Below are 12,633 nucleotides of genomic sequence, written 5' to 3'. Positions count from 1 at the left end.
AGGCGAACGGGTCGGTCGGTGATTCGATCGGTCCGGCGTTTCGCACGCCTCAATCTCCTCCCGGTCCGCAGCCAAGTCTCAGGCAACAGTAAGGCACGAGTATCCGACTATGTCACGAGAAATGACTACGGAAGTGTGTCAACCTAGCCACCGGTAGCGATGTTCCGGGCGTCCGGCGGTGCCGTACCTGGGGTGGAGCTCGGCCCGGCCCGAGGCGCACAGGTGTTCCAGGTATCGGCGCGCGCTGACCCTCGACAGGCCCGTCAGCTCGGCCGCCTCGGCCGCCGACAGGTCTCCCCCGGCGTCGCGCAGCGCCTCGGCCACCAGCGCGCAGGTGGCCCGCGACAGGCCCTTGGGCATCGGGGCGGCCTGTTTGGGCGCGCCGAAGAGCCGGTCGACGTCGTCCTGACGGGCCTGAGGGCCGATCGCGGTGAGCCGGCGGCGGGTCTCGGCGTACTGGCGGAGGCGTTCGGCGAGCGCGGCGGCGGTGAACGGCTTGATCAAGTAGTTGACCGCGCCGCCGCGCATGGCCTCCCGTACCGTGGCCACGTCGCGGGCCGCGCTGATCATCAGGACGTCCACGTCGTTGAGGGACTTGAGCACCTCCAGACCGGACATGTCCGGCAGGTAGATGTCCAGCAGGACCAGGTCGGGCCGGAGCTCGGCCACGGCGGCGAGCGCGTCGGCCCCGCCGTGGGCCACGGCGACGACCTCGAAGCCGGGCACCCGCGCGACGTACCCGCTGTGGATGCGGGCGACCATGAAGTCGTCGTCCACCACCAGGACCCGTACGTCGTTCACGCGCGCACCTCGGCGGGCAGCAGAGCGGTGAACACGGCCCCGCCCGCCTCCCGCACGGCCCCGCCCGCGTCGCGGCCGGTCCCGCCCGCGTCGCGTACCCGGACCCAGCCGCCCCGGCGCAGGCACGCCTGCCGGGTCAGGGCCAGGCCGAGGCCGCGCGGCCCCGAATGGGCGGCCTTGGTGGTGAAGCCCTCCCTGAAGACCTCCTCCACCAGCTCCGGGGTGATGCCGGGGCCGGAGTCGCCGACCCGGACGTGCAACCCCCGCGCGTCGGCCACGACCGACACCTCGATCGTGCCGCCCGCGCCGTCGAGCGCGTCGATCGCGTTGGCCACCAGGTTCCCGACCACCAGGACGGCGTCCTGCGGGTCACCGAGCGCGCCCTCGGGCACGGCGGAGTCCTCCGAGAGCACCAGCCGCGCCCCGCGCTCGGCCGCCTCGGCGGACTTGGCCAGCAGCAACGCGGCCAGCGTCGGGTCCTGGACGCGTTCGCGCAGGCCGGTGGCGTACGTGCCGCCCGTGGTACGGGTGATGAAGCCGATCGCGGCCTCGTGCTCGCCCAGTTCCAGCAGGCCGACGACGGTGTGCATGCGGTTGGCGAACTCGTGGGCCTGGGCACGCAGGGCCTCGGTCGCGCTGCTGGTGTCGTCCAGTTCGCGGGCCAGCCGGACCAGCTCGGTACGGTCACGCAGGGTGACGACCCAGCCGCGATGGCGGCCGCGTACCGAGACCGGGGTGCGGTTGAGCACCAGCACGCGGTCGCCGTGCAGCACCACGCGGTCCTCGCCGGGGTCGGCGCCGGTCAGCACGTCGCGCATGCGCTCGGAGACCGGCATGCTGCTCACGTCGGCCCCGAGGTCGCCGAGCAGGTCGCGGGCGGCGTCGTTGACCAGCGTGACCCGCCCGGCGAGGTCGAGGGCCAGCACCCCCTCCTTCACCCCGTGCAGCACGCCTTCGCGCTGCTCCAGCAGGGCGGCGATCTCCCTCGGCTCCAGCCCGAACGTCTGCCTGCGCACCCGTGCGGTGATCAGCGCGGCCAGCGCCAGCCCGGCCAGCAGCACGGCCAGCGCGGTCCAGATCAGCGGCGGCAGCGCGCCGCCGAGCTGGCCGGTGACCGTGGTCTGGAGCACGCCGACCGAGACCAGGCCGATGATGTTGCCGTATTCGTCGCGGATGGGGGTCTTGCCCCTGACCGTGGTGCCGATCGTGCCGGTCTCGGTGCCGACCCAGCTCCGGCCCGTACGCAGGACCGCCGTGCCGTCGGTGGACAGCCGCTTGCCGATCAGGGCGGCGTTGGGATGGGCGTAACGCTTCTGCTGGGCGTTGGCGATGGCCACGTAGTCGGCTCCGGTCTCGTGCTGGACGCTGAGCGCCAGCGGTTGCAGCACCGACTCCGGATTCTCCAGCCTGAAGGCGTCGCGTACCTGCGGAAGGGCGGCCACCGACTGGGCGATGGCCAGGGCGCGCTGCTGGTGCAGCGCGTCGAGCTGCTCGCGCGTGTGCCCGGCCCACACGCCTGCCGTGCCACCGACGGCGAGCAGCACGATCACCGTCTGGAGCACGAACAACTGGGTCCCGAGGGGGGCGTCAGTTACCCTGCGCACGCCCACATGGAAACAAAGCCAGGTCACGGCCAGGTCGCGACCAATACGACCACTACGACGGCAACCGTCCAAAGCCTCGACCGGGCGGGCCGGGGGCATCACCATCGCAGCCCTACGACTGTGAGCATCCCCCCTTGGAGTGATCATGCGCTTGCGCGTATTCGCCGCCGTCCTGGCGGCACTCTCCGTCACCGCCGTGTCCGGCTGCGGCGGGCCCGGCGCCTCCGGCGGCAACGCGTCCCTGCGGATCATGGCGCCCGCGGCGGCCGGCGGCGGCTGGGACCAGACCGCGCGCACGGCCGAGCAGGCGCTCAAGACGGCCGACCCGGGACGCAAGGTCGAGGTCTACAACGTGCCAGGCGCGGGCGGCACGATCGGCCTGGCCCAGCTCGCCGGCGAGAAGGGCAACGGCAACCTGCTGATGACGATGGGCCTGGTCATGGTGGGCGCCATCGAGCAGAACAAGTCGAAGGTCACCCTGGCCGAGACCACGCCCATCGCCAAGCTGACCGAGGAGTACGAGATCGTCGTCGTCCCGGCGGCCTCCCCGTTCAGGACGCTGGCCGACATGGTGGCCGCGTGGAAGGCCGACCCGGCGAAGGTCTCCGTGGCGGGCGGCTCGGCCGGCGGCACCGACCACATCGTGGCCGGGCTGATGGCCAAGGCCGCCGGCGTGGACCCCAAGCAGGTCAACTACATCGCGCACTCCGGCGGCGGCGAGGCGCTCAACGCGCTGCTGGGCAACAAGGTCAGCGCGGGCATCTCGGGCGTCGGCGAGTTCGCCGAGCACGTGAAGTCCGGCAAGCTGCGGGCGCTGGCCGTCAGCAGCGGCTCACGCGTGGCCGGCCTCGACGCGCCGACCATGAAGGAGGGCGGCCTGGACGTCGAGCTGGCCAACTGGCGCGGCTTTGTCGCCCCCGGCGGCCTGGACGACGCCGCCGCCAAGTCCCTGACCGACCTGGTCACCAAGATGCACGACTCCCAGCCGTGGAAGGACGCCGTCGCCAAGAACGGCTGGATCGACTCCTTCCAGACCGGCCCGCAGTTCGCCGACTACCTGAAGTCCGAGGAGACCAAGGTCAAGGGCATCATCGCCGAAATGGGGCTCGTGTCCTGATGATTCGCCGGTGGCGGCCCGAACTCGGGCTGGCGGTCGTGGTGCTGGGGCTGGGCGTGTTCGTGGTGATCGGCACGCTCGACGTCTCGGCCGCGGCCTCCCAGCTCGGCCTCGGGCCGCGCTTCTTCCCCATGCTGGTCGGCGGCGCGATGGTGCTGATCGGCGCGTTCTACGTGATCGACGTGCTGCGCGGCGGCCACGGCGACCCCGAGGAGAGCGAGGACGTGGACGCCGCGGCGCCCACCGACTGGCGCAGCGTCGGCCTGGTCAGCGGCATCTTCCTGGCCTTCGCCGCGCTCCTCGACGTGCTCGGCTGGGTCATCGGCGCGAGCCTGCTGTTCTTCGGCCTGTCGGTCGCGCTCGGGGCCGAGCACAGGCTGCGGGCCGCCGTGGTGGCGGTGGTCCTGGGCGTGACGACGTACCTGCTGTTCGTCAAGGGCCTCGGCGTCTCGCTGCCGGCCGGCCCGCTCGGCGGGGTGATGTGAGATGGGCTCCCTCCAGCTCCTCATGGACGGCTTCGCCGCCGCCCTCACCCCCGTCAACCTTCTGTACGCCCTGATCGGCGTCACCCTCGGCACCCTGGTCGGCGTGCTGCCCGGCATCGGGCCGGCGATGACCGTGGCGCTGCTGCTGCCGATCACCTTCACCGTGCCGCCGGCCAGCGCGTTCATCATGTTCGCCGGCATCTACTACGGCGGCATGTACGGCGGCTCGACCACCTCCATCCTGCTCAACACGCCCGGCGAGTCCTCCTCCATGATCACCGCCCTGGAGGGCAACAAGATGGCCAGGCGCGGCCGGGCGGCACAGGCCCTCGCCACGGCGGCCGTCGGGTCGTTCGTGGCGGGCACGATCGCCACCGCGCTGCTGGTGGTGGCCGCGCCCGCAGTGGTGAGCTTCGCGATCTCCTTCGGCCCCGAGGACTACTTCGCGCTGGCGATCCTGGCCTTCACCGCCGTGTCGTCGGTGTTGTCCCGCTCGGTCGTGCGCGGGCTGGCCTCGCTGGGGCTGGGCCTGGTGATCGGGCTGATCGGCATCGACCAGCAGACCGGTCAGGCGCGGCTCACGCTGGGCGTACCGCAGTTGCTCGACGGCATCGACGTGGTGATCGTCGCGGTGGGCCTGTTCGCGCTCGGTGAGGCCCTGTACGTGGCCTCCCGGCTGCGGCACGCCGTGCCCGAGGTGGTGCCCGTGGGCCGGGCGTGGATGGGCCGCGCCGACTGGCGGCGCTCGTGGTTGCCGTGGCTGCGCGGGACCGCGCTCGGGTTCCCGTTCGGCGCGCTGCCCGGCGGGGGCGCGGAGATCCCCACGTTCCTGTCGTACGCGGCCGAGAAGCGCCTGGCCCGAGGGGTGGCCAAGGAGGAGTACGGCAAGGGCGCCATCGAGGGCGTCGCGGGCCCCGAGGCGGCCAACAACGCCTCGGCGGCCGGAACCCTGGTCCCGCTGCTCACGCTGGGCCTGCCCACGTCGGCCACGGCCGCCATCCTGCTGGCCGCCTTCCAGCAGTACGGCCTGCAACCCGGCCCGCAGCTCTTCGACCACAACCCGGCGCTGGTGTGGGCGATGATCGCCTCGCTGTTCGTCGGCAACACGATGTTGCTCGTGCTGAACCTGCCGCTCGCGCCCCTGTGGGCCCGCGTTCTCCGCGTTCCCCGGCCGTACCTGTATGCCGGGATCGTGCTGTTCGCCGCGCTCGGCGTCTACGCCCTGAACGGCACCGTCGTGGACCTGTTCGTCCTCTACGTTCTCGGGCTGCTCGGGTTCTCCATGCGCCGCTTCGGCCTGCCCGTCGCACCCGCCGTGATCGGCATGATCCTCGGGCCGATGGCCGAGATCCAGCTCCGCCGCGCGCTGGCGATCGGCGCGGGCGACGTGAGCGTGCTGGTACGCAGCCCGATCGCGGCCGTGCTCCTCGCCCTGGCCCTGCTCGCCCTGCTGACCCCGCTGGTACGGCGGCTGATGGCACGCCGGGGCGTCGATGCGATCACGCCCGTGTCACGCGAGGACTGACCGGGCTCGCCGCTGGGAAGACCCCTGATGGTTCTTGGGGTGGCCCCGCCGATATGTCCGGATCGGTGGGGCCGCTGCCTTCCCAGCGGCGGTCGGGTTACTCCGAGACGCCCAGCTTCTCCAGGATGAGCTGACGGGCCCGGGCCGCGTCGGCCTTGCCACGGCTGGCCTTCATCACGCCGCCCACCAGGGCGCCGGCCGCCGCGATCTTCCCGGAACGCACCTTCTCGGCCGCGTCGGCGTTGTCGGCCAGCACCTGGTCGATGATGGCCGCCAGCTCGCCCTCGTCGTTGACGATCTGCAGCCCGCGCGCCGCGACCACCTCGTCAGGGGTGCCCTCGCCGGCCTGCACGCCTTCGAGCACCTCGCGGGCGAGCTTGTCGTTGAGCGCGCCCGAGGCCACCAGCTCGGTGACCCTGGCGATCTGGGCCGGCGTGATGGGCAGCTCGGCCAGCGCGACGCCGCTCTCGTTGGCACGCCGCGCCAGCTCGCCCATCCACCACTTGCGGGCGTCGGCCGCCGGGGCGCCGGCCGCGACCGTGGCCTCGACCAGGTCGATCGCGTCGGCGTTGTGCATGGCCTGCATGTCGAGGTCGGACAACCCCCACTCGGTCTGCAGCCGCTTGCGCTTGACCGACGGCAGCTCGGGCAGGGCCGCCTTCAGCTCGGCCACCCACGCCGGGTCGGGCTCGATCGGCACGAGGTCGGGCTCCGGGAAGTACCGGTAGTCCTGTGCCTCCTCCTTGGACCGGCCCGACGTGGTGGTGCCGGTGTCCTCGTGGAAGTGGCGTGTCTCCTGCGTGATCTTGCCACCGCCGGCGAGCACGCCCGCCTGGCGCTCGATCTCGCTGCGCACCGACCGCTCGACGCTGCGCAGCGAGTTGACGTTCTTGGTCTCGGTGCGGGTGCCCCACTCCGAGGCCCCGCGCGGCATGAGCGAGACGTTGACGTCGCAGCGCAGCGAGCCCTCCTCCATGCGCACGTCGGACACGCCGAGCGAGCGCATGATCTCGCGCAGCTCGGTGACGTATGCCTTGGCCACCTCCGGCGCGAGCCGGTCGGTGCCCGGGATGGGCTTGGTGACGATCTCCACCAGCGGGATGCCCGCGCGGTTGTAGTCGACGATCGAGTAGTCGGCCCCGTGGATACGGCCGGTCGCGCCACCCACGTGGGTGGACTTGCCGGTGTCCTCCTCCAGGTGCACCCGCTCGATCTCGATGCGCACGATCTCGCCGCCAACCTCGACGTCGACGTAGCCGTCGAAGCAGAGCGGCTCGTCGTACTGGGAGATCTGGTAGTTCTTCGGCATGTCCGGATAGAAGTAGTTCTTCCGGGCGAACCTGCACCACTCGGCGATCGAGCAGTTCAGCGCGAGGCCGATGCGGATCGTCGACTCGATGGCCATGGCGTTGGCCACGGGCAGCGAACCGGGCAGCGCGAGACAGGTCGGGCAGACCTGCGTGTTGGCCGGGGCGCCGAAGGTGGTCTTGCACCCGCAGAACATCTTCGACTTGGTGCCGAGCTCGACGTGCGTCTCCAGCCCGAGCACCGGCTCGTACTTGTCGAGCGCTTCGTCATAGACCATGGTCATAGCGACGGGGCCTCCTTCAGCAGCGGGCCGCCCCAGCGGCTCTCCAGCGCCTTCTCGACGGCGGCGCCGACGCGGTAGCAGCGGTCGTCGGCGAGAACCGGGGCCATGATCTGCAGGCCGACCGGCAGGTTGTCCTCGTCGGCCAGACCGCACGGCACCGAGATGGCCGCGTTGCCCGCGAGGTTGGACGGGATGGTGCACAGGTCGGCGAGGTACATCGCCATCGGGTCGTCGGCGCGCTCGCCGATCTGGAACGCCGTCGTCGGCGTGGTCGGCGAGACCAGCACGTCGACCTGCTCGTAGGCCGCCTGGAACTCCCGCGAGATGACCGTGCGCACCTTCTGCGCCTGGCCGTAGTAGGCGTCGTAGTAGCCGCTGGACAGCGCGTACGTGCCCAGCATGATGCGCCGCTTGACCTCGGGGCCGAACCCGGCGGCCCGGGTCAGCGCCATGACCTCCTCGGCGCTGCGGGTGCCGTCGTCGCCGACGCGCAGGCCGTAACGCATGGCGTCGAAGCGGGCCAGGTTGGACGAGCACTCCGACGGCGCGATCAGGTAGTACGCCGGCAGCGCGGTCGTGAACGACGGGCAGGACACCTCGACCACCGTGGCGCCCAGTGACTCCAGCAGCTTGACGACCTCGTTGTAGCGGGCCAGGACGCCCGGCTGGTAGCCCTCGCCGCCGAACTCCTTGACGACGCCGATCCGCATGCCGGACACGTCAGGGTTGCGGGCCGCCTCGACCACGCTCGGGACCGGCGCGTCGATCGACGTGGAGTCCATCGGGTCGTGCCCGGAGAACGCCTCCTGCAGCAGGGCCGCGTCGAGCACGTTGCGCGCGAACGGCCCCGGCGTGTCGAGCGAGCTCGCGAACGCGATCAGCCCGTAACGGGACGAGCCGCCATAGGTCGGCTTCATGCCCACGATGCCCGTGACGGCGGCGGGCTGGCGGATCGAGCCGCCGGTGTCGGTGCCGGTGGACAGCGGCGCCTCGTAGGCGGCCACGGCCGCGCTGGACCCGCCGGACGAGCCGCCCGGCACCCGGTTCAGGTCCCACGGGTTGCGGGTCGGGTGGTAGGCGGAGTTCTCCGTGGAGGAGCCCATGGCGAACTCGTCGAGGTTCGTCTTGCCGAGAATGACCAGCCCGGCCTCGCGCAGGCGCGCCGTCACTGTCGCGTCGTACGGCGGCCGCCACCCTTCGAGGATCTTGGACCCGGCCGTGGTCGGCATGTCGCGGGTGGCGAAGATGTCCTTGTGGGCGATCGGCACCCCGGCCAGCGGCCCGAGCTTCTCGCCCGCGCGCAGCCGGGCGTCGACCGCCCGCGCCTGCTCAAGGGTCGTCTCCCGGTCGACGTGCAGGAACGCCTGGACCTTGGGCTCCACCTCGGCCATGCGGTCGAGGTGCGCCTCGGCCACCTCGGCGGCCGACACCTCACCCGCGGCGATCATCGCGCCCAGCTCGGCGGCGGTCTTGCGGATCAGACTCATGCCTCCTCCCCGAGGATGCGCGGCACACGGAAGCGGTCGTCCTCGACGGCGGGAGCGCCGGAAAGGGCCTGCTCGGGCGTCAGGGACTGTCGCACCTCGTCGGCACGGAAGACATTGGTCAGCGGAAGCGCGTGCGACGAAGGCGGCACGTCCTCGGCGGCGACCTCGGCCACCTTCGCGACCGACTCGATGATGGCATCGAGCTGGGTGGCGTAGTGGTCGAGCTCGTCGTCGGTGAGCGCCAGCCTGGACAACCGGGCCAGGTGGGCGACCTCGTCGCGGGTTATGGCGGACATGAGTCGTTGAACCCGTTTCGTGGATGGAGTTTGGGACACTGCCATCCTAGGGGGCCTGACACCGCAGGCCCGAACCCTTAACCCGCCGGAAACACACTCACCCGTAGAGCTCCTTCAGGCCGATCGCCACCACGTCGCTCTCCCGGGCCGTCGCGGCGTCGAATCCCACGCCGCTGTAACAGGCCAGCTTGGTGTCCCGGACGTCGTACCCCTTGGCGTCCAGCAGATCCCGCGCCCTCCTGAGCCGGGCCACGTGCCGGGGTCCCATGGCCTTGCCCCATTTCACCTCGCCCAGCGACAACACGCGCCTGTGCTCGCCGCGCATCGCGGGCGCGAAGACCGCGACGTCGATCTGGATCTGCTCGTGCCGTACGGGATCGACGACGGTTCCCGCGCCGATCTCGCCGGGCGACTCGCCGAAGACCCCGGGTTCCAGCGCGACGAACTGACGGCACATCTCCTCGAAATGCGGGCCGAGCACCTGGTCGCTGAAGCCGGCCCGGCCGTCCTGCCACACGTACTCGGCCCGGCCGCTCTCCAGCGGCCCCCACTGGGGTCGCATCACGACCTCGTAGAAGTGGATGAGCGGCTCACACACGCGGTAGACCGACCGCGAGGAGCGGAAGACGTCCACCTCCCTGCGCAGCAGGCTGCTGTCCTCCAGCACGTTGAGGTGGTGGCCGATGTCGGACGCCTTGCGGCCCACGTAGTTCGCGATGCCGCCTCGGGTGCCGTTCCCGGTGGCCACGGCCGCCAGCACGGACTTGTACATGGCGGAGTCCCGCACCTCCGCCTCCTCCTCGAGGAGGTAGCGGGCCTCCTTGAAGAGCGGGGTCGAGGGCGAGAGCACCGTGCGCCGCACCCAGGCGTCGAAGTCCTCCGGGCCGTCCGGCCTGTCGTCGTTGGCCAGGGGCAGGTACGCGGGGGTGCCGCCGGTGACCGCGTGCACCTTCACGGCCAGCTGCGGATCGGTGATCCCCCAGTAGCGGGCGGCGAGGCGGTAGTCGAACGGCCGGACCGCGAGCTCCATGGAAGCCCGGCCCCTCAACGGCGCGTTCCCTGCCAGGAGCCGGCCCATCACGGACATCGCCGAGCCGCACAACAACAGGGACGCCGGCACTTCGTCGAAGACGGCCCGGTCGACGGCCTGCTGGATGATCGAGGGCAGGGCCGGCGACGCCTTGCTGAGGTAGGGGAACTCGTCGATCACCATGAGTGCGCGACGCTCGGCGCTGACGGCGAAGAGCTGGCTGATCGCCTCGTCCCAGGTCGTGAACCGGAACGGCGCCGAAGCCCCCACGTACCGGGCCAGAGCGGCGGCGAAGAGGTTCAGTGACTCGGTCGGGGTGCCCTCGGTCGCGCCGAAGTAGAAGCCGTCCGTCTTGCGCGCGAGCGACTCGACCAGGAACGTCTTGCCCTGGCGGCGCCTGCCGCTCACGACGCCGAGCCGGGGCCGGGGCCTGGGACCGGAACGCTCGACGAAGGCGGACAGGGCCTCCCACTCGGAGTCGCGCGCGAAGATCCGTTCAGGCTTCGGGATCAAGAGGCCCCCAGAGACATCGAAGTGTACTTCGACGAAGTATACTTCGACGAACTAGAGACCTGTAACAGGTCATGCCGTCTGGGTGACCTCCGGCTGGTAGCCGTACTCGATCCCGGGGGCCGGGGCGAAGCGGTCGCCGAGCCAGGCGGTCGCGTCGGCGGCGGGCATGGGCTGGCAGAACAACCAGCCCTGGCCCAGGTCGCAGCCCATCTCGGCCAGGCGCAGGGCGACCTCGTCGGACTCCACGCCCTCGGCCACCGAACGCAGGCCCAGCGACCGGACCAGGTCGACGATCGAGCGGACGATCCGGTCGTCGTCCTCGGACTCGGCGATGCGGCGGACGAACGAGGCGTCGATCTTGACCTCGGAGACCGCCAGCCGCTGGAGCCTGATCAGCGAGGAGTAGCCGGTGCCGAAGTCGTCGAGGGACAGCGGGACGCCGAGCGTGGCCAGGGCCTTGATGGTCTCCTGGGTGTATGCCTGGTCGCCGGTCAGGATGCGCTCGGTGACCTCCAGCTGGATGGCGGACGGCGGCAGGCCATACCTGGTCAGGCCCACCTCCAGTTGCTCCGGCAGCGCCGCGTCGAGCAGGTCGCGGGCGGAGATGTTGACCGAGATCTGCACCTGGAGGCCGTTGTGCCACCAGCGGGCGGCCTGCTCCAGCGCGGCATCGATGACGTACTCGGTGAGCTGGCGCATCAGGTACGTCTGCTCGGCCAGCGGGACGAAGTCCGACGGCGGGATCGGGCCGTGCACCGGATGGCACCAGCGCAGCAGGGCCTCCACCCCGGTCACCGCGCCGCCGGCCAGGCTGACCTTGGGCTGGTAGTGGAGCTGGAGCTCGCTGTTGTCGATGGCGCGGCGCAGATCGCCCAGCAGGTTGAGGCGTTCGGGCGAGTTACGGTCTTTGTCGGGCTGGTAGAGCTCCACACCGGTACGCCCCTCCTTGGCCAGGTACATGGCCACGTCGGCACGTTGCAGCAGCAGCTCGAAGTCGGGGGCGTGGTCGGGGTAGAGCGCGATGCCGACCGAGCCGTCGAGGTCGAAGCTCATGCCCTCCAGGCGTACGGGCTCGGTCAGGGCGGCACGCAGCCTGGCCGCCACCTCTCTGGCGGCGTGCGCGTCGCGGATCGAGGGCAGCAGCACGGCGAACTCGTCGCCGCCGAGCCGGGCCACCACGTCGCCCGGACGTACGGAATGGGTGAGCCGGTGGGCCACCATCTGCAGCAGGCGGTCGCCCACCGGATGGCCCATCGTGTCGTTGACCTCCTTGAACCGGTCGAGGTCGAGGAGGAACAGCCCGACGCGCTCGTCCTGGCGGGACTCGGCCAGCGCCTCTTCGGTGCTGACGATGAGCATCTTGCGGTTGGGCAGCCCGGTCAGCTCGTCGTGCAGGGCCTGGTGGTCGCGGCGCATGGAGAGCGTGGCGGTGAAGTACACGGCGGCGAGGGGGGCGACGAAGAGCGGGACGAGGCCGGGCGAATGGTCCATCACCACGACGACCAGCGGCGCGAGGCCGAGCAGCGCCGTGTAGACGAGCCCCTGCGGCCCCGCGGTGACCTTCAGCACCCGGACGATCGAACGTCGTTCGTGCAGCGCGACCGCCCCGGACACCAGCGCGGCCCTGGTCGCGAAGTAGGCCACCCCGGCCAGCGTGATCGCCGGCAGGTCGGCCCCCTCGGGCGTCCACGGCACGGCCGGGCTGGGCACCACGCCGAACAGCCCGAGCATCACGGCGGCGCCGGTCAGCGCGAGGGTGGACTGAGCGACGTTGAACATGACCCGGTGCCACGCCTTGCGCGTCACGACGCCGTTCATGGCGATGGCGACGGCCTGCATGAGCACGGCGGTGGGCAGCCCGAAGTGCAGCAGCACCGCGAAGGTGAACATGGTGGACGGATAGGTGCCGCCCACCGCGGTCGCGGAGGACACCATGACGGGCCTGAGCTCGCCCAGGACCACCAGAACCGCCAGCACCCAGAACAGCGGCGTGCGGGCCAGCTCCACCAGCGCGACCGGATCCAGCCTGAGCATGGCCACGATCAGCGCGGTGAAGCCGATCACGGTGATGCCCGCGAGGAACGCCCAGAGCGGCGTGCCGACGCGCGGGCCGGTGTCGCGGGTGTCGGTTGGGTCAGTCATCGGTAACAGAACCCCCATTAGGTCACTATGGGAGGGTACGAC

Annotated in this window: 10 protein-coding genes; 3 read left to right on the top strand and 7 right to left on the bottom strand. The window is 71.2% G+C overall.

Annotated features, from left to right (window positions below; all coding sequences use genetic code 11):
- Positions 1–138: 138 nt before the first annotated feature.
- A complete protein-coding gene (locus IEZ27_RS08195) occupies positions 139–801 on the bottom strand; it encodes a response regulator (RefSeq protein WP_189646665.1) in 663 nt (220 codons plus the stop codon).
- Positions 798–2,405 carry an ATP-binding protein gene (locus IEZ27_RS08190; protein ID WP_229823642.1) on the bottom strand — a complete coding sequence of 536 codons (1,608 nt, stop codon included), beginning with the start codon at positions 2,403–2,405 and terminating at the stop codon, positions 798–800. Before IEZ27_RS08190 ends, IEZ27_RS08195 begins: the two co-directional genes overlap by 4 nt.
- Positions 2,406–2,550: 145 nt before the next feature.
- Here IEZ27_RS08190 and IEZ27_RS08185 point away from each other — a divergent pair, with 145 nt between their 5' ends.
- Genes IEZ27_RS08185 through IEZ27_RS08175 form a run of 3 tightly spaced genes read left to right on the top strand, consistent with a single transcriptional unit; the run spans position 2,551 to position 5,532 of the window.
- The gene (locus IEZ27_RS08185; RefSeq protein ID WP_189646664.1) at positions 2,551–3,522 is read left to right on the top strand and encodes a tripartite tricarboxylate transporter substrate binding protein; all 972 of its coding nucleotides are present in this window, start codon (positions 2,551–2,553) and stop codon (positions 3,520–3,522) included.
- Complete coding sequence (locus IEZ27_RS08180; RefSeq protein ID WP_189646663.1) at positions 3,522–4,007, top strand: tripartite tricarboxylate transporter TctB family protein; 486 nt, start codon at positions 3,522–3,524, stop codon at positions 4,005–4,007. The genes IEZ27_RS08185 and IEZ27_RS08180 overlap by 1 nt, the downstream gene beginning before the upstream one ends.
- Position 4,008: 1 nt before the next feature.
- A complete protein-coding gene (locus IEZ27_RS08175) occupies positions 4,009–5,532 on the top strand; it encodes a tripartite tricarboxylate transporter permease (protein ID WP_125637209.1) in 1,524 nt (507 codons plus the stop codon).
- A gap of 97 nt (positions 5,533–5,629) precedes the next feature.
- Here the strand turns inward: IEZ27_RS08175 and gatB are convergent, their stop codons facing one another.
- The 5 genes from gatB to IEZ27_RS08150 all read right to left on the bottom strand — a co-directional run bounded on the left by gatB (position 5,630) and on the right by IEZ27_RS08150 (position 12,591).
- Entirely contained in the window at positions 5,630–7,117 is a 1,488-nt protein-coding gene (gatB, locus tag IEZ27_RS08170) for an Asp-tRNA(Asn)/Glu-tRNA(Gln) amidotransferase subunit GatB (protein WP_125637316.1), read from the bottom strand.
- A gap of 2 nt (positions 7,118–7,119) precedes the next feature.
- The gene (gene gatA / locus IEZ27_RS08165) at positions 7,120–8,610 is read right to left on the bottom strand and encodes an Asp-tRNA(Asn)/Glu-tRNA(Gln) amidotransferase subunit GatA (RefSeq protein ID WP_125637210.1); all 1,491 of its coding nucleotides are present in this window, start codon (positions 8,608–8,610) and stop codon (positions 7,120–7,122) included.
- The gene (gene gatC, locus IEZ27_RS08160) at positions 8,607–8,906 is read right to left on the bottom strand and encodes an Asp-tRNA(Asn)/Glu-tRNA(Gln) amidotransferase subunit GatC (protein ID WP_101787882.1); all 300 of its coding nucleotides are present in this window, start codon (positions 8,904–8,906) and stop codon (positions 8,607–8,609) included. Before gatC ends, gatA begins: the two co-directional genes overlap by 4 nt.
- A gap of 97 nt (positions 8,907–9,003) precedes the next feature.
- The gene (locus tag IEZ27_RS08155) at positions 9,004–10,449 is read right to left on the bottom strand and encodes an ATP-binding protein (protein WP_189646662.1); all 1,446 of its coding nucleotides are present in this window, start codon (positions 10,447–10,449) and stop codon (positions 9,004–9,006) included.
- A 69-nt stretch (positions 10,450–10,518) separates the two neighbouring features.
- Positions 10,519–12,591 carry a putative bifunctional diguanylate cyclase/phosphodiesterase gene (locus IEZ27_RS08150; protein WP_189646661.1) on the bottom strand — a complete coding sequence of 691 codons (2,073 nt, stop codon included), beginning with the start codon at positions 12,589–12,591 and terminating at the stop codon, positions 10,519–10,521.
- Positions 12,592–12,633 lie beyond the last annotated feature (42 nt).

The organism is Nonomuraea spiralis, assembly GCF_014648435.1.
GTDB classification, from domain to species: Bacteria; Actinomycetota; Actinomycetes; order Streptosporangiales; family Streptosporangiaceae; genus Nonomuraea; species Nonomuraea spiralis.
The sequence above is the reverse complement of the archived record's forward strand: the minus strand, read 5'-3'. Positions and strand labels throughout refer to the sequence as shown.